This window comes from uncultured Oxalicibacterium sp. (assembly GCF_913776015.1).
Lineage (GTDB): Bacteria > Pseudomonadota > Gammaproteobacteria > Burkholderiales > Burkholderiaceae_D > Oxalicibacterium.
The window spans coordinates 39,134-56,626 of record NZ_CAJYMD010000041.1 but is presented as its reverse complement, the minus strand read 5'-3'; the positions used below and the strand labels follow the sequence as shown (position 1 = coordinate 56,626).

Here is a 17,493-nt window from a genome sequence, read left to right as displayed (position 1 = left end):
GAATGGTTTTCATCTTCCGTGTTTTCTCGCATCATTATTGGACTTAACTCTGTCCCCAAATAAAATTGCACCAAATTGACCCTTATTTAATTTGACTCTGACCCCTTTTATTCGAGTTGAATTTGCGTTTACGCTGCACTATTCTTCAGGCTCTTGAAAAGTAGTGGAGAAGTATTATGCACGCGCAAGGTTTGTACGATCCGGCCAATGAACACGATGCCTGCGGCGTAGGTTTCGTCGCCCACATCAAAGGTCAGAAGAGCCATTCCATCATCGAGCAGGGTTTGCAGATCCTGAAGAACATCGACCATCGCGGCGCTGTGGGTGCCGACAAGCTGATGGGCGACGGCGCGGGCATCCTGATCCAGATTCCCGATCAATACTATCGCGCGGAAATGGCGAAGCAGGGCGTGACGCTGCCGCCAGCCGGTGAGTATGGTGTCGGCATGATTTTCCTGCCGAAGGAACATGCATCGCGCATCGCTTGCGAACAGGAACTCGAACGTGCGGTGCTGGCGGAAGGCCAGGTCGTGCTGGGCTGGCGCGATGTGCTGGTCGACAAGGACATGCCGATGTCGCCGACCGTGCGCGAAAAAGAACCGATCATTCGCCAGATTTTCATCGGTCGTGGCCAGGACATCATGGTGACCGATGCGCTTGAGCGCAAACTGTTCGTCATCAGAAAGGCTTCCGGTCATGCGATCCAGGCGCTGAATCTGCTGCACGGCAAAGAGTTTTTCGTGCCATCGATGTCGGCACGTACCGTCGTCTACAAAGGTCTGCTGCTGGCCGATCAGGTCGGTGAATACTATAAAGACCTGCAAGACCCGCGTTGCGTCTCCGCACTGGCGCTGGTACACCAGCGTTTCTCGACCAATACCTTCCCGGAATGGCCGCTGGCGCACCCGTATCGCATGTTGGCGCACAACGGCGAGATCAACACCGTCAAGGGCAACTTCAACTGGATGCGTGCACGCGAAGGTGTGATGAAATCGGCCGTGCTTGGCGACGATCTGCAGAAGCTGTTCCCGCTGATCTATGAAGGCCAGTCTGATACCGCCTGCTTCGACAATGCGCTCGAATTGCTGGTGATGGCCGGCTACCCAATCCCGCAAGCGATGATGATGATGGTGCCGGAAGCGTGGGAAAACCACACGCTGATGGATGACAGCCGCCGCGCCTTCTATGAATACCACGCCGCGATGATGGAACCATGGGACGGCCCGGCCGCCATGGCCTTCACCGATGGTCGCCATATCGGCGGTACGCTGGACCGCAACGGCCTGCGTCCTGCGCGTTACATCGTCACCGACGACGATCTTGTCGTCATGGCATCAGAATCCGGCGTGTTGCCGATTCCTGAATCGAAAATCATCAAAAAATGGCGTCTGCAACCGGGCAAGATGTTCTTGATCGATCTGGATGCCGGGCGCATCATCGACGACAAGGAACTGAAAGACACCTACGCCAATGCCAAGCCGTACAAGCAATGGATCGAGTCGGTTCGCATCAAGCTCGACGAACTGAACAAGGAAGAAGTCGAAGCCAAGAATACGACCAAGCTGCTCGATCTGCAGCAGGCGTTCGGTTACACCCAGGAAGATCTGAAGTTCCTGATGTCGCCGATGGCCGTGAACGCTGAAGAAGCGACCGGTTCGATGGGTAACGATTCACCGCTGGCCGTCATGTCCAACAAGGACAAGACCCTCTACAACTATTTCCGCCAGTTGTTCGCGCAAGTGACCAACCCGCCGATCGATCCGATCCGCGAAGCGATGGTCATGTCGCTGGTATCGTTCATCGGTCCGAAGCCGAATCTGCTCGATACCAACAACATCAACCCGCCGATGCGCCTCGAAGTATCGCAGCCGGTGCTCGATTATGCCGACATGGCCAAGCTGCGCCATATCAGCAAGCACACGGGCGGCAAGTTCAAGTCTTACGAACTGGATATCTGTTATCCGGTCGCTTGGGGCAAGGAAGGCATCGAAGCACGTCTGGCATCGTTGTGCGCGCAAGCCGTGGATGCGGTCAAGTCCGGTCACAACATCCTGATCGTGTCGGACCGTCATGTCGGTGAAGATCGCGTCGCCATTCCTGCGCTGCTGGCGACATCCGCAATCCACCTGCATCTGGTCAGCAAGGGCCTGCGTACCTCGACCGGTCTCGTGGTCGAAACCGGTTCGGCGCGTGAAACGCATCACTTCGCGCTGCTGGCAGGTTACGGCGCGGAAGCCATCCATCCGTACCTCGCGATGGATACGCTGAGCGAGATGTCGAAGGACCTGCCGGGCGATCTTGCACCGGAAAAAGCCATCTACAACTTCCAGAAGGCCGTCGGCAAAGGCTTGATGAAAGTCATGTCGAAGATGGGTATTTCGACCTACATGTCGTACTGCGGCGCGCAGATTTTCGAAGCCATCGGCCTCAACAAGGCGCTGGTCGAAAAATACTTCAAGGGCACAGCGTCGAACGTCGAAGGTATCGGTGTGTTCGAAGTCGCCGAAGAAGCGCTGCGTCTGCATCATCTGGCATTCAGCAACGATCCTGTACTGGCCAATGCGCTCGACGCCGGTGGCGAATACGCCTTCCGTATCCGCGGTGAAGAACACATGTGGACGCCGGATGCGATTGCCAAGTTGCAGCACTCGTCGCGTTCCAATAACTTCAACACCTACAAAGAATACGCGCAGATCATCAACGATCAGTCCAAGCGTCACATGACCTTGCGCGGTCTGTTCGAATTCAAGTTCGATCCTGCCAAAGCCATTTCGCTGGACGAAGTCGAACCGGCCAAGGAAATCGTCAAGCGCTTCGCCACCGGTGCGATGTCGCTGGGTTCGATCTCGACCGAAGCGCACGCCACGCTGGCGATCGCCATGAACCGTATCGGCGGCAAGTCGAACACGGGTGAAGGCGGTGAAGATACACGTCGTTATCGCAACGAACTGCGCGGCATTCCGATCAAAGAAGCGACCACGCTGGCTGCCGTGATCGGCAAGGATGTGGTCGAAGTCGACATGCCGTTGCTGGCAGGCGATTCGCTGCGTTCGAAGATCAAGCAGGTAGCGTCGGGCCGTTTTGGTGTAACCACTGAATACCTGACCTCCGCAGAGCAGATCCAGATCAAGATGGCGCAAGGCGCGAAGCCGGGTGAAGGCGGTCAGCTGCCAGGTCACAAGGTTTCCGAGTACATCGCCAAGTTGCGTTTCTCGGTGCCGGGTGTGGGCCTGATTTCACCACCACCACACCATGATATTTATTCGATCGAAGATTTGGCACAGCTGATTCACGATCTGAAAAACGTCAATCCGAAAGCGGATATTTCCGTCAAGCTGGTATCGGAAGTCGGTGTCGGTACGGTTGCGACCGGTGTGGCCAAGGCCAAGGCAGATCACGTTGTGATCGCCGGTCACGATGGCGGTACGGGTGCATCGCCACTGTCGTCGGTCAAGTTCGCCGGCTCGCCGTGGGAACTCGGTCTAGCAGAAACGCAGCAAACGCTGATCCTCAACGGTTTGCGTACGCGTATTCGCGTGCAGGCCGACGGTCAGATGAAGACCGGTCGTGACGTTGTGATCGCCGGCCTGCTGGGCGCGGATGAAATGGGCTTCTCGACGGCACCACTGGTGGTCGAAGGCTGCATCATGATGCGCAAATGCCATCTGAATACCTGCCCGGTTGGCGTGGCGACGCAAGATCCTGTTCTGCGCGCCAAGTTCGCCGGCAAGCCAGAGCACGTGGTCAACTACTTCTTCCACATTGCCGAAGAAGCGCGTCAGATCATGGCGCAACTGGGGATTGCCAAGTTCGACGAGTTGATCGGCCGTTCCGATCTGCTCGACAAATCAAAAGCGATTTCGCACTGGAAGGCCAAGGGACTGGACTTCTCGCGCATGTTCTATCAGCCGGAAACGCGCAATGGCGAAGCACGCTATCACGTCGAAGGTCAGGATCACGCACTGGAGAAGGCACTCGACAACAAGCTCATCGCGCAAGCCAAGGCGGCGATCGACAATGGCGAGAAAGTGTCCTTCATCTCGACCATCAAGAACGTCAACCGTACGGTCGGCGCGATGCTGTCGGGCGAAGTGGCCAAGAAATACGGTCACGAAGGTTTGCCGGATGACACCATTCACATCCAGTTGCAAGGCACGGCAGGCCAGTCGGCCGGCGCGTTTCTGGCGCATGGCATTACGCTGGATCTGGTTGGCGAAGGTAACGATTACGTCGGCAAGGGTTTGTCGGGCGGTCGCATCATCGTGCGTCCGAATACCGAATTCCGCGGTCGTGCGGTCGATAACATCATCAGTGGCAACACCGTACTCTACGGTGCGATCTCGGGTGAAGCATTCTTGAACGGCGTGGTCGGTGAGCGTTTCGCCGTGCGTAACTCAGGCGCTGTTGCGGTCGTTGAAGGCACGGGCGATCACGGTTGCGAATACATGACGGGCGGTACGGTCGTCGTGCTGGGGGAAACCGGCCGTAACTTTGCTGCGGGCATGTCGGGCGGTATCGCATACGTCTACGATCCGGCTGGCGAATTCGCTGCCAAGTGCAACATGGCGATGGTGTCGCTGGACAAGGTGGTCTCGGCGGCCGAGCAGGAAGGCAAAGGCGAGCGCGGTTCGTGGCACAGCCTGACGCGCGGTGGCGAATGCCAGACCGACGAAGCCATCCTCAAGGGCTTGATCGAACGCCACTTCAAGTACACGGGCAGCACACGTGCACGCGCCTTGCTGGATAACTGGAGCAATGAACGCGCGAAGTTCGTCAAGGTTTTCCCGTCCGAGTACAAGCGCGCCCTGGCTGAAATGCATGCGGCCAAGGCCGAGAAGACGGTAGCCACGGCGGCGGCAGTCTGAGCGAACGACACATCGATGTCTGTCACTCGTCGGCTGAGCCAGGCGGTGACAGACAAAGTTTAGAAGCGGTTTAGAAGCGAGAAAAACATGGGAAAAATTACCGGCTTTATGGAATACCAGCGCTTGAAGGAAGCAAGCGAGGAACCCCAGAAACGCCTCAAGCACTACAAGGAATTCACGGTTCACCTGAGCGACGCAGATGCCAAGGTACAGGGCGCGCGTTGCATGGATTGCGGTATTCCGTTCTGCAACAACGGTTGCCCCGTCAACAACATCATTCCTGACTGGAACGATCTGGTTTACACAGGCAACTACAAGCAGGCGCTCGACACCCTGCATTCGACCAACAACTTCCCCGAGTTCACCGGTCGCATCTGCCCGGCACCATGCGAAGCGGCATGCACGCTCGGTATCAATGAAGACCCGGTCGGCATCAAGTCGATCGAGCACTTCATCATCGACAAGGGCTGGGAAAACGGCTGGGTCGTGCCACAGGTGCCTGCTGTCAAAACCGGCAAGAAGATCGCTGTTGTCGGTGGTGGCCCTGCAGGCATGGCGGCAGCACAGCAACTGGCGCGTGTCGGGCACGATGTGACCGTGTTCGAAAAGAACGATCGTATCGGTGGTTTGCTGCGCTACGGCATCCCTGACTTCAAGATGGAAAAATCGCACATCGATCTGCGCGTCAAGCAGATGGAAGCCGAAGGCGTAACCTTCCGCACGGGCGTGTTCATCGGCAAGGACTTCCCTGCCGACATCATCAATTGGTCCAAGGAAACTATTCATCCTGATCAATTGAAGAAGGATTTCGACGCCGTCATCATCACCGGCGGTGCCGAGCAGCCACGCGATCTGCCGGTGCCCGGCCGTGAGTTGAAGGGCGTGCATTACGCCATGGAGTTCCTGCCGCTGCAGAACAAGGTCAATGCCGGCGACAAGCTGAAAGACCAGATCATTGCAACCGGCAAGCACGTCATCGTGATCGGTGGCGGCGATACCGGTTCGGATTGTGTCGGTACGTCGAACCGTCATGGTGCGGCGTCGGTCACGCAATTCGAATTGCTGCCGCAGCCGCCGGAAGAAGAAAACAAGCCGCTGGTCTGGCCTTACTGGCCCACCAAGCTGCGCACATCGACTTCGCATGAAGAAGGTTGCGAGCGCGATTGGGCGGTCGCCACCAAGCGCCTTGAAGGCAAGAACGGCAAGGTCGAGAAGCTGATCGCCGCACGTGTCGAGTGGAAAGACGGCAAGATGGTCGAAGTGCCGAATTCGGAATTCGAACTGAAAGCCGATCTGGTGTTGCTGGCAATGGGCTTCGTTTCGCCGGTGCAGAGCGTGCTCGATGCCTTCGGTGTAGACAAGGATCAGCGCGGCAACGCCAAGGCCACGACAGATGGTGAAGGTTGCTATCGTACTTCGGTGGACAAGGTCTTCGCTGCGGGCGATATGCGTCGCGGTCAGTCGCTGGTTGTGTGGGCGATTCGTGAAGGACGCCAATGTGCGCGTGAAGTCGACGCGTTCCTGATGGGTGAATCGGTACTGCCACGTTGATTGCTGCCCACGTTTTCAGAGAAAACACGAGGCAATAAACAGGGTGACTGGCAATCCAGTCATTTTCAAAAAAGCTGTCGTATCGTGAGATGCGACAGCTTTTTTTATGTGCAGTCGCACCAAAACGATCGGTCCCCGGCGCTAGCGCGCAAGGAGCTGCGCGCCGCTCCCCCTGGTGATCTTTTCATTTGGAAGTTGTAAAAATGACGGCGTGAAATGCGCGCCGCGCATGGGGGCGTTGGGGTGCCGCGTAAATTCATTTTGGGAAATACGTGGTGGGCTGCGCAGAGAGACGATTGCGACCTTCTCGCTTAGCCTGATATAGCAGTCGATCCACTTCTGCCAGCATATCGGTGGCGGATTGCATGGATGGCGTGGTGGATACGACTCCAAGGCTGGCGGTGACCACCTGCTGCGGCGATGCGGCATGAGGGATCGCCAGATTCATGATGGCTTGCCGGATTCGTTCGCCGATGAGAATAGCGCCCTCCAATTGCATGCCTGGAAGAATACACACGAACTCTTCACCGCCGTATCGTGCCGTCAGATCGTTGGGTTGTCTGACCGCAGCAACGATCGCGGCTGCCACGCGTCTCAGACAATGATCGCCGCTCAGATGCCCGTAATGGTCATTGAATGCCTTGAAGTGGTCAATATCGAGGAGAACAAGTGACAACGGTGCATGAAGAAGAGTGGCGCTTTTAAATTCTCTTGCAAGAATGTCGTCGAAGTGCCGGCGATTGGCAATGCCGGTTAATGCATCCGTAATGCTCAACTGATAAACCCGATGGTTCAATTGAATCAGCTCGGTTTCGACGCGTTTGCGGTCAGTAATATTTCTGACAATGGAACAGTTATATTGCTTGCCGTCGAAGCACACAAACGTCGCATTGACCTCAATCGGCAAATTCTGGCCGTTCTTGGTTGTGTTGACGGTCTCGAGCCTGACCGATCCCTGCTCTTCAAGCTCTTTCCAGTGCGCATGCCAGCGCGTCTCATCGAAGTTCGGATCCACATCACACACGCGAAGCTGACGTAACTCTTCGCTGGTGTAGCCAAGAAATTCGGTGGCGGCCTTGTTGCAGAAAACATAGCGACCATCGCGGTCGAGCCATATGATCATGTCCGTCACGGCGTCGAGTGAGTAACGTATCAGCCGGGCATCCAGCTCGTGAACCGTCGAATCCCGAGCTTCGGAGATGGCGGATGCGAGGACATTGGGTGTGGATGTGAGCGACATGCTTGATCTTTATGTTTTGTCGAGGCAATCATCCTGCATTCTGCAGAGCCTTTGCAACGGTGCGAGATTCGGCTTGGGGTGATTTCTGCAAAATTGTTGCAAATAAAGATCAGTGGGACGTTCCGGGTAGCGATTTGGTGCTGGCCCCTAAACGGGAAGTTTGCGCCGGAAGGAAAAGCAATTCTGTAATCTGCACTACAATATCGGCATTCCGTTTTCCGAGTCATCTGTGAGCAACCTCGTAGAAATCCGCAACCTGCACTTCAGCTATGGCGATCGCCCGATCCTGTCGGCGCTCGACATGGTTTTCCCGCGTGGGAAAGTCGTGGCGGTCATGGGTGGTTCCGGTTCTGGCAAGACCACCGTATTGCGCCTGATTGGCGGACAGTTGGTGCCGCAAGCCGGTGAGGTGATGGTCGATGGCGCGCGCGTGGATGCGCACGACACGACGGCTTTGTATCGCCTGCGGCGCAAGATGGGCATGCTGTTCCAGCATGGCGCCTTGTTCACCGACATGTCGGTGTTCGAGAATGTGGCCTTTCCTTTGCGCGAGCATACCGATCTGCCGGAAGAGCTGATTCGCGATCTGGTTTTGATGAAGCTGCATGCAGTCGGTCTGCGCAATGCCGCGCAACTCAAACCGTCTGAAATTTCAGGCGGCATGGCGCGCCGTGTGGCGCTGGCACGTGCGATTGCGCTCGATCCGCAACTGATCATGTATGACGAACCGTTTGCCGGTCTGGACCCGATTTCAATGGGCATGACGGCCAATCTGATTCGTCGTCTCAACGATGCCCTGGGTTCGACGACCATTTTGGTGTCGCACGATGTGCATGAATCGTTTTCGATTGCCGATTACGTGTATTTCCTGTCCAAAGGCGCAATCGTGGCACATGGCACACCGGAAGAAATGCGCGTTTCCAGCGATCTGTACGTGAAGCAATTCGTTAACGCCGAGCCGGATGGACCGGTGCCGTTTCACTATCCAGGGCGTTCGCTGGCGGATGATCTGGGGTTGGGAGACCGCCCATGATTGCCGGCGTATTGCAAGGGCTTGGCCGCAATGTGCGCGAAACGGTCGCCAATGTCGGTTATGCCACGCGCACTTTCTTTGCGTTGATTTTCGCATTCGGCAGCGCGTTTCGCCGCCCACGCCTTGTCACGAGCCAAGTACATTTCATCGGCAACTATTCGCTGGTGCTGATCAGCGTATCGGGCTTGTTCGTCGGTTTCGTATTGGGTTTGCAAGGCTATTACACGCTGAACAAATACGGTTCCGAACAGGCGCTGGGTCTGCTTGTCGCACTGTCGCTGACGCGCGAGCTCGGCCCGGTCGTGACGGCATTGCTGTTTGCGGGACGTGCCGGTACGTCGTTGACTGCGGAGATCGGTTTGATGAAGGCGGGCGAACAGCTTGCGGCGATGGAAATGATGGCAGTCAATCCGCTCAAGCGTGTACTCGCTCCGCGTTTCTGGGCCGGCGTCATTGCCATGCCGATCCTCGCCGCCGTTTTCAGCGCGGTCGGCATCATCGGTGGCTATCTGGTCGGTGTGCAGATGATTGGTGTCGATGAAGGGGGGTTCTGGTCGCAAATGCAGGGTGGCGTCGATTTCTGGAATGACATCGTCAACGGCGTGATCAAGAGCGTGGTATTCGGCTTTGCCGTGACATTTGTCGCCTTGTACCAAGGATATCAAGCGCAGCCGACGCCTGAAGGTGTGGCACGAGCAACCACGCGCACTGTCGTGATGGCGTCGCTGGCGGTGCTGGGACTCGATTTCCTGCTGACGGCCTTGATGTTCAGTTGATGATATGGCGAGCGACATGCGTATCGCTCGCATTGATGTGTTGTGAATGCGCCACGATCAGAGCGATGTGATGCATTTTCCCCTATTTGAGGTATGAGCTTATGCAACGGAAATCATTAGACTTATGGGTTGGACTGTTCGTGCTGTTGGGCGCGGCCGCCTTATTGTTTCTGGCGCTGAAAGCGGGTAACACCAGTTCGTTGTCGTTCCAGCCCACCTACTCGGTGGTGACGCGCTTCGACAATATTGGCGGACTCAAGCCACGCGCGCCGGTCAAGAGTGCCGGTGTTGTGGTGGGTCGCGTTGGCGATATCAGTTTCGATGACAAGACTTTCCAGGCAACGGTAACGCTCAACATCGAGACGCGCTACAAGTTTCCCAAGGACTCGTCCGCCAAAATCCTGACATCCGGTTTGCTGGGTGAGCAATACATCGGTCTCGAAGCTGGTGGTGATCCCGATGATCTGGTCGCGGGCGACAGAATTACGATGACACAATCGGCCATGGTGCTGGAGAATCTGATCAGCCAGTTCCTCTTCAGTAAAGCGGCCGAAGGGAAAGAAGAAAACAAATGAAAAATATCACAAAAGCATTCCTTTTTGCCGCCGCACTTTTTTTGAGCGGCTGCGCCAGCACCAATGGCAACCAGACGGCTGATGATCCGTTTGAAGGTTACAACCGCGCCATGTTCGAATTCAACGATACGGTTGATCGTGTCGCACTCAAGCCTGTGGCATCGGCCTATCGCGATTATTTGCCATCGTTTGTGCAAACTGCCGTGCATAACTTCTTCAGCAACATCGGTGACGTCTGGATCATGGTCAACAACTTTCTGCAAGGGAAAGTGGAAAACGGCGCGAGCGATGTGATGCGCGTGGCCGTGAATACGACCTTTGGCTTGGGCGGCATTCTCGATATCGCTTCGGAAGCCGGCATTACCAAGCACAACGAAGACTTTGGCCAGACACTGGGCAAGTGGGGCGTGAAATCTGGCCCCTATGTCGTGTTGCCATTCTTCGGTCCTTCGACCTTGCGTGATACGGCCGCGTTGCCCTTCGACATTTATGGTGATCCTTGGACTTACACGACGCCAGTCAGTGCGCGCAATACCGGTGCAGCGATTCGCGTGGTGGATACGCGTGCCACCCTGCTCAAGGCCAGCAACCTGATGGACGATGCGGCGCTTGATCGCTATGCATTCATGCGCGATGGTTATTTGCAACGTCGCCAGAGTCTCGTGTTTGACGGTGCGCCGCCACCGGCAAAGTACGAAGACGATTTCTATCAGCCGTAATCGCGGCTACAACAAGGCAATACAGCAACGGCGGGCAGCTACATTCGGTTACAGTTACGCCGGCCCTTGCGCTGAACCTCATTCGGCACAAACAGTCGAAATGTCCTGAAAAGCATCGTCGATAGGCTGCGGATTTTTTACTGCAGAAAACTTGGCGACGGTTTTCAGGCGCGCGTGGCGCAGTTGCCTGCTAACGAACAGATTGGGTATCTCATGAATCAATTTCTGAAAAAGCTTTCCTTTGCCTTTGTGGCACTTTCCTTTGCTGGTTTCGCCTCTGCTGCGGTCGAAGCACCTGATGCGCTGGTCAAGCGCCTGAGTGAAGAGATTCTCGCTACCGCGAAGAGCGACAAGCAAATTCAGGCCGGTAGCCAGACGCGTATCCAGCAAGTTGTGGATGAGAAAATCATTCCGCATGTGGACTTCCAGCGTACGACCGCGCTTGCAGTTGGCCGCTCTTGGCGCCAGGCAACCCCTGAGCAAAAAACACAACTGACGGACGAATTCAAGAAGTTGCTGACTTTCACTTACACGGGGGCAATTTCCCAAGTCACCAACCAGAAATTCGAGTATCTGCCGTTCCGTGCGGCAGCGGATGACAAGGACGTGGTCGTCAATACGCGTGTCGTGCAGCCACGCGGCGAGCCGGTTCAACTCAGCTACCGTTTGATCAAGTCGGATAGCGGCTGGAAGATTTACGATATCAACGTATTGGGCGCCTGGCTGATCGAGAGCTACAAAGGCAGTTTCGCGACTGAAATCAACAAGTCCGGTATTGACGGCCTGATCGCTTCGCTGAAAGACCGGAATGCCAAGCTCGCTGCCAACGTCGCCAAATCGGGTGGCAAGGCTGTGACGTCGCCGAGCAAGGCTGAAGAAATCGCCAAGTAATCTTTGCCTTCGTTATTAAACAGTCAAACCGCAAACACGATGTTTCAAGCCCCTGCCGACCTGACATTCAAGCACGCACGCTTCGCTCTGGAAGCAGGCTTGCGTGCAATCGGCAGCGGCGTTTGCGGTGTGGATCTGGGGGGCGTGACGGCCGTGGATTCATCTGCGGTCGCGGTACTGCTTGCATGGCAGCGTGCTGCAAAAGAACGCGGCGCCATGCTGGCTCTGCATAACATGCCAAGCAGTCTCGACAGTTTGCTGGCGCTTTACGATGTGCGCCCGCTTTTGCAGGCTGGTGCGGCGCGCGTCGATCTGCCGCATCATTGATCCTGTTTCCTCTTCCGTTTTTCGGCGAGATAGTCCTCGTCGGCCTCATCAATCCGGGGTATTTTCCCGGAATCTAATATAATCGAGGGTTTCGCCGCTGGTTGCCGCATTTGCGGCTGCCGTGTTTCCTGCATCATTTCCGCTCAAGTGTGTTCCTGGCCGCCATGGCTGCAATTCAAGTCAATAACGTCGAAAAGCGCTATAAGGCATTGCAAGCCTTGAAAGGCGTCTCGCTGTCCATCGAGGAAGGCGAGTTCTTCGGTCTGCTCGGTCCAAACGGTGCCGGCAAAACCACGCTGATTTCCATCATGGCCGGCTTGAATCGGGCGGATACGGGCAGTGTGAGTGTGCTCGGCCACGATACGGTGACCGATTATCGTCAGGCGCGCCGCCTGCTCGGCGTGGTGCCGCAGGAACTGGTGTTCGATCCGTTTTTCACCGTGCGCGAAACCTTGCGCATGCAGTCCGGGTATTACGGATTGAAGAACAATGATGCGTGGATTGACGAAGTCATGCATCACCTCGATCTGACGGTCAAGGCTGATACCAATATGCGCGCGCTGTCGGGTGGCATGAAGCGTCGTGTGCTGGTGGCGCAGGCGCTGGTGCACAAGCCGCCGGTCATCGTGCTCGACGAGCCGACTGCCGGCGTCGATGTGGAGTTGCGCCAGACATTATGGAAATTCATTTCGCGCCTCAATCGCGATGGCCATACGGTTGTCCTGACCACGCACTATCTCGAAGAAGCGCAAGCGCTGTGCAATCGTGTCGCCATGCTCAAGGCCGGGCAGGTGGTCGCACTGGACTCGACGGCGGCGCTGATTCGTCGCATCTCCGGTTCGCAACTGGTAGTGCAACTGGCATCGGGCAGCTTGCCGGATGGCCTTAAGCCACTGGTTTCCCATCCCGAAGAATTGTTGAGCGGTCGCAAATATACGCTGCGCATCAATGATGTTGCCGAGGTCGAGCCGGTGCTGGCGACGTTGCGCCAGTCGGGCGCGGTATTGGAAGACATGCAATTGCAACAAGCCGATCTGGAAGATGTGTTCATCCAGATCATGGAGGATCAGAAGTGACCGGTTTCCGCACACTGTTCTACAAGGAAATGCTGCGTTTCTGGAAAGTCGCGACGCAGACCGTTGCCGCACCGATTCTGACCGCCGTGCTGTATCTGCTGATCTTTGGCCATGTGCTGGAAGACCATGTGCAAGTCTATCCGGGCGTGAAATATACGGCATTTCTGGTGCCTGGGCTGGTGATGATGAGCGTATTGCAGAATGCTTTTGCCAATTCGTCGTCCTCGCTGATCCAGTCAAAAATCACCGGCAATCTGGTATTCGTGCTGCTGACGCCGCTGTCGCACTGGGAAATGTTCAGTGCGTATGTGCTGGCGGCAGTGACGCGCGGCCTGATCGTTGGCGCCGGCGTGTTTCTCGTGACGGCCTGGTTTGCTGACATGCATTTCGTTGCGCCGTGGTGGATTGCGATTTTCGCTTTGCTGGGGGCCAGTATGCTGGGCACGATGGGCTTGATCGCCGGCATCTGGGCGGAAAAATTCGATCAGCTTGCTGCCTTCCAGAATTTCCTGATCATGCCGGCCACCTTTCTGTCTGGCGTGTTCTATTCGGTGCATTCGTTGCCGTCATTCTGGCAAAACGTCTCGCATCTGAATCCGTTTTTCTACATGATCGACGGTTTCCGCTATGGCTTCTTCGGACAGTCGGACGTGGATCCATTGATCAGTTGTGGCGTGGTGGCCTGTTTTCTCGCCTTGCTGGTTGCTTTTGGCGTGTCGTTGCTGCGCAGTGGCTACAAACTGCGGCATTGATACAGCATTGAACACGTCATCCCATTTATCATTACCCCTTCTTTTGAAAAGGCAGACCCATGTTGCCCACCCCTGAACTGGTAAAAAGCTATATCGCAGCAGGCCTCGATTGCACGCATCTGGAAGTCAGCGGCGATGGTTCGCATTTCGAAGCGGTGATCGTGTCCGAGACATTTGCAGGCAAGCGCCTGATCCAGCGTCATCAACTCGTTTATGCGGCGCTCGGCGATCGCATGAAGGCCGAAATTCACGCGTTGTCGATGAAAACGCTGACGCCCGAAGAATTCCAGAAATAATTCCCCTGAGCGGCATGTTGCCGCTCCGACTTTCCTGCAGGGATTCCAGTCAAGATGGACAAGCTTTTGATACAAGGCGGTCATCGCCTCTCCGGTGAAATCGCCATCGCCGGCGCCAAGAATGCGGCATTGCCGATTCTCTGTGCCGGTTTGCTGACCGACGAAGCGGTCGAACTGCATAACGTACCGCGCCTGCAGGATGTGGCGACCATGCTCAAGCTGCTCGAACAGATGGGTCTGAAGGTCAAGCAGGATGGTGAAACCGTCATCCTCAATGGCGATGCCATCGACAAGCTCGAAGCGCCTTACCAGTTGGTCAAGACCATGCGTGCTTCCATTCTCGTGCTGGGCCCGCTGTTGGCACGGTTTGGCGAAGCACGTGTGTCGCTGCCCGGCGGTTGCGCCATCGGTTCACGTCCCGTCGACCAGCACATCAAGGGTTTGCAGGCGATGGGCGCGGAGATCACCATCGAAGCCGGTTACATCCATGCACGTGCCAAGAAACTCAAGGGCACACGCATCGTCACCGACATGATCACGGTGACAGGCACCGAAAATCTGCTGATGGCGGCCACGCTGGCGGAAGGCGAAACCATTCTCGAAAATGCCGCGCGCGAACCGGAAGTCACCGACCTGGCCAATCTGCTGGTGGCAATGGGCGCGAAGATCGAGGGCATCGGCACCGATCGCCTCGTGATTCAAGGCGTTGACAAGCTGCACGGTGCAACGCACTCCGTTATTCCAGACCGCATTGAAACGGCGACCTTCCTGTGTGCGGTAGCAACCGTTGGTGGCGACGTGACCTTGCGTAATGCACGTGTCGATACACTGGATGTCGCACTCGACAAGTTGCGCGAAGCCGGCGCCGTCATTACCACGGGCGAAGACTGGATTCGCGTGCAGATGGCATCGCGCCCGAAAGCAGTCAGCTTCCGCACCACCGAATACCCGGGTTTTCCGACCGACATGCAGGCGCAATTCATGGCGATGAACTGTGTGGCCGAAGGCAGCAGCCGTGTGGTCGAAACAATTTTCGAAAACCGCTTCATGCACGTGCAGGAAATGAATCGCCTCGGTGCGGCCATCACGATCGAAGGCCACACAGCCATCATCGATGGTGTCGACAAGCTGGTCGGCGCGCCGGTCATGGCAACCGACTTGCGCGCATCGGCTTCACTGGTGATTGCCGCGCTGGCGGCAGAAGGCGAAACCTGCATCGATCGCATCTATCACCTGGATCGCGGCTACGACCGCATGGAAGTCAAACTGTCCGCCGTCGGCGCGCACATTCAACGAGTCAAATCATGAGCAACACTTCGCAACAACTGACGCTGGCGCTGTCGAAGGGCCGCATTTTCGAAGAGACCTTGCCGCTGCTCGAAGCCGCAGGCATTACGGTCAGCGAAAACCCTGAAAGCTCACGCAAGCTGATCCTGCCGACCAACGATCCGAACGTGCGGGTCATCATCGTGCGTGCGTCCGACGTGCCAACCTACGTGCAATACGGCGCGGCCGATTTCGGCGTGGCCGGCAAGGATGTGTTGTACGAGCATGGGGGCGAAGGCTTGTACCAGCCTATCGATCTGAATATCGCCAAGTGCCGCATGTCAGTTGCGGTACGTAGTGGCTTCGATTACGAAACTGCCGTGCGCCACGGGGCGCGTTTGCGCGTCGTGACGAAATATGTGCAGACCGCACGCGAGCACTTTGCTTCCAAGGGCGTACACGTGGATCTGATCAAACTGTACGGTTCGATGGAGCTGGGGCCACTGGTCGGACTGGCCGATGCGATCGTCGATCTGGTCAGCACGGGCAGCACCTTGCGCGCCAACGATCTGGTCGAAGTCGAGCAGATCATGGATATTTCTTCACGTCTGGTCGTCAATCAGGCTGCGTTGAAACTTAAGCGCGAGCGTTTGCAGCCTATCCTCGAAGCCTTCGAGAAAGCATCCAAGCGCAATAGTTGAAAAGATTGCGCGTCGCGCGCTAGCGATTCGCTGCTATTGTTTGCATTACCCTGAGTCTCCGTTTTTTCGTTTTTATTTTTCTTCATGGTCTGAGCGAGAACCAAGATGCCCATACAGATTCGCAAGTTTGATTCCAGTCACCCGGATTTCCAGAAACAGTTGAGCGATGTGCTGGCTTTCGAGGCTTCGGAAGACGAAGCTATCGATCGTGGCGCGATGCAGATTCTGGAGCACGTCAAGCGCGAAGGCGACAAGGCGGTGCTCGAATACACCAAGCGCTTCGATCATTTGGATGCCGACAGCATGGCCGCGCTGGAAATCTCGCAGGCCGAATTGCAGGCCGCGCTCGACCAACTGACGCCCGAACGCCGCGCGGCGCTACAGGTGGCGGCAGATCGGGTGCGCATTTATCACGAGCGTCAAAAAAACGAAATTGGTTCCAACGGCTTTACCTATACCGAAGCCGATGGCACGGTGCTGGGTCAGAAAGTCACGCCACTCGATCGCGTCGGTTTGTACGTGCCGGGCGGCAAGGCAGCGTATCCGTCGTCGGTGCTGATGAATGCTATTCCCGCCAAGGTAGCTGGTGTGCCGGAAGTCATCATGGTGGTGCCGACGCCGAATGGCGTAAAAAATGAATTGGTGCTCGCTGCGGCGGCCATGTCCGGTGTGGACCGGGTGTTCACGATTGGTGGGGCGCAGGCAGTCGGCGCATTGGCCTACGGTACGGCAACGATTCCGCAAGTGGACAAGATCGTTGGCCCCGGCAATGCGTATGTGGCGGCAGCCAAGCGTCGCGTGTTCGGTACGGTTGGGATCGACATGATCGCCGGCCCTTCGGAAATCCTGATCGTCTGCGACGGCACCACCGATCCTGACTGGATCGCGATGGACCTGTTCTCGCAGGCCGAACACGACGAGCTTGCGCAATCGATCCTGATCTGCCCGGATGAAGCCTACCTCGACAAGGTTGCTGCAAGCGTGAATCGCCAATTGGCCGACATGCCGCGCAAGGAAGTGATCACGACCTCGCTGACCAATCGCGGTGCGCTGATCAAGGTGCGCGATATGGACGAAGCCTGCGAGATCGCCAACTTCATCGCTGCCGAGCACCTGGAAATTTCGAGCGAAAATCCACAGCAGTGGGCAGACAAGATTCGTCACGCTGGCGCGATGTTCCTCGGTCGTTTTTCGTCCGAATCGCTAGGCGATTATTGCGCTGGGCCGAACCACGTGCTGCCGACCTCGCGTACTGCACGCTTCTCGTCGCCGCTCGGTGTGTATGACTTCCAAAAGCGTTCGAGCATTCTGCAAGTCAGCGAAGGTGGCGCGCAAACGCTGGGCAAGGTGGCTGCCGAACTCGCCTATGGCGAAGGTTTGCAGGCACACGCCCGTTCTGCCGAATATCGACTGAAGTGATGACGC

15 protein-coding genes are annotated in these 17,493 nt (G+C 56.5%); 14 read left to right on the top strand and 1 reads right to left on the bottom strand.

Going from position 1 to position 17,493, the window contains the following annotated elements:
* The first annotated feature begins 176 nt into the window (after positions 1-176).
* Together QZ725_RS06840 and QZ725_RS06835 are read left to right on the top strand one after the other, a co-directional pair.
* Positions 177-4,865 (top strand): glutamate synthase-related protein, encoded by a 4,689-nt coding sequence (locus QZ725_RS06840; protein ID WP_293777721.1) that lies wholly within the window; start codon positions 177-179, stop codon positions 4,863-4,865.
* Between the two features lie 87 nt (positions 4,866-4,952).
* Positions 4,953-6,416: a glutamate synthase subunit beta gene (locus QZ725_RS06835; protein WP_293777718.1), complete on the top strand. Its 1,464-nt coding sequence runs from the start codon at positions 4,953-4,955 to the stop codon at positions 6,414-6,416.
* 256 nt (positions 6,417-6,672) lie between these two features.
* Here QZ725_RS06835 and QZ725_RS06830 read toward each other — a convergent pair whose 3' ends face one another.
* On the bottom strand, positions 6,673-7,656 hold the full coding sequence (locus QZ725_RS06830) for a GGDEF domain-containing protein (RefSeq protein WP_293777715.1): 984 nt from the start codon (positions 7,654-7,656) through the stop codon (positions 6,673-6,675).
* Between the two features lie 229 nt (positions 7,657-7,885).
* Here QZ725_RS06830 and QZ725_RS06825 point away from each other — a divergent pair, with 229 nt between their 5' ends.
* From QZ725_RS06825 to hisD, 12 genes are all read left to right on the top strand, one after another.
* Complete coding sequence (locus QZ725_RS06825) at positions 7,886-8,689, top strand: ABC transporter ATP-binding protein (RefSeq protein WP_293777712.1); 804 nt, start codon at positions 7,886-7,888, stop codon at positions 8,687-8,689.
* The gene (mlaE, locus tag QZ725_RS06820; RefSeq protein ID WP_293777709.1) at positions 8,686-9,465 is read left to right on the top strand and encodes a lipid asymmetry maintenance ABC transporter permease subunit MlaE; all 780 of its coding nucleotides are present in this window, start codon (positions 8,686-8,688) and stop codon (positions 9,463-9,465) included. The genes QZ725_RS06825 and mlaE overlap by 4 nt, the downstream gene beginning before the upstream one ends.
* Before the next feature lie 101 nt (positions 9,466-9,566).
* The gene (gene mlaD, locus QZ725_RS06815) at positions 9,567-10,040 is read left to right on the top strand and encodes an outer membrane lipid asymmetry maintenance protein MlaD (RefSeq protein WP_293777706.1); all 474 of its coding nucleotides are present in this window, start codon (positions 9,567-9,569) and stop codon (positions 10,038-10,040) included.
* Positions 10,037-10,759, top strand: a complete 723-nt coding sequence (locus QZ725_RS06810) for a VacJ family lipoprotein (RefSeq protein ID WP_293777703.1) — start codon at positions 10,037-10,039, stop codon at positions 10,757-10,759. Before mlaD ends, QZ725_RS06810 begins: the two co-directional genes overlap by 4 nt.
* A 213-nt stretch (positions 10,760-10,972) precedes the next feature.
* Positions 10,973-11,650 (top strand): phospholipid-binding protein MlaC, encoded by a 678-nt coding sequence (locus QZ725_RS06805; protein ID WP_293777701.1) that lies wholly within the window; start codon positions 10,973-10,975, stop codon positions 11,648-11,650.
* Positions 11,651-11,689: 39 nt separating this feature from the next.
* Entirely contained in the window at positions 11,690-11,977 is a 288-nt protein-coding gene (locus QZ725_RS06800; protein WP_293777698.1) for an STAS domain-containing protein, read from the top strand.
* A gap of 164 nt (positions 11,978-12,141) precedes the next feature.
* Positions 12,142-13,053: an ABC transporter ATP-binding protein gene (locus QZ725_RS06795; protein ID WP_293777695.1), complete on the top strand. Its 912-nt coding sequence runs from the start codon at positions 12,142-12,144 to the stop codon at positions 13,051-13,053.
* Complete coding sequence (locus QZ725_RS06790; protein WP_293777692.1) at positions 13,050-13,805, top strand: ABC transporter permease; 756 nt, start codon at positions 13,050-13,052, stop codon at positions 13,803-13,805. Before QZ725_RS06795 ends, QZ725_RS06790 begins: the two co-directional genes overlap by 4 nt.
* 59 nt (positions 13,806-13,864) lie before the next feature.
* Positions 13,865-14,101: a BolA family protein gene (locus QZ725_RS06785; protein WP_293777689.1), complete on the top strand. Its 237-nt coding sequence runs from the start codon at positions 13,865-13,867 to the stop codon at positions 14,099-14,101.
* A gap of 54 nt (positions 14,102-14,155) precedes the next feature.
* Positions 14,156-15,409: a UDP-N-acetylglucosamine 1-carboxyvinyltransferase gene (murA, locus tag QZ725_RS06780; RefSeq protein ID WP_293777686.1), complete on the top strand. Its 1,254-nt coding sequence runs from the start codon at positions 14,156-14,158 to the stop codon at positions 15,407-15,409.
* A complete protein-coding gene (gene hisG / locus QZ725_RS06775; protein WP_293777683.1) occupies positions 15,406-16,068 on the top strand; it encodes an ATP phosphoribosyltransferase in 663 nt (220 codons plus the stop codon). Before murA ends, hisG begins: the two co-directional genes overlap by 4 nt.
* 105 nt (positions 16,069-16,173) lie before the next feature.
* Positions 16,174-17,487: a histidinol dehydrogenase gene (gene hisD, locus QZ725_RS06770; RefSeq protein WP_293777680.1), complete on the top strand. Its 1,314-nt coding sequence runs from the start codon at positions 16,174-16,176 to the stop codon at positions 17,485-17,487.
* Positions 17,488-17,493: the final 6 nt, after the last annotated feature.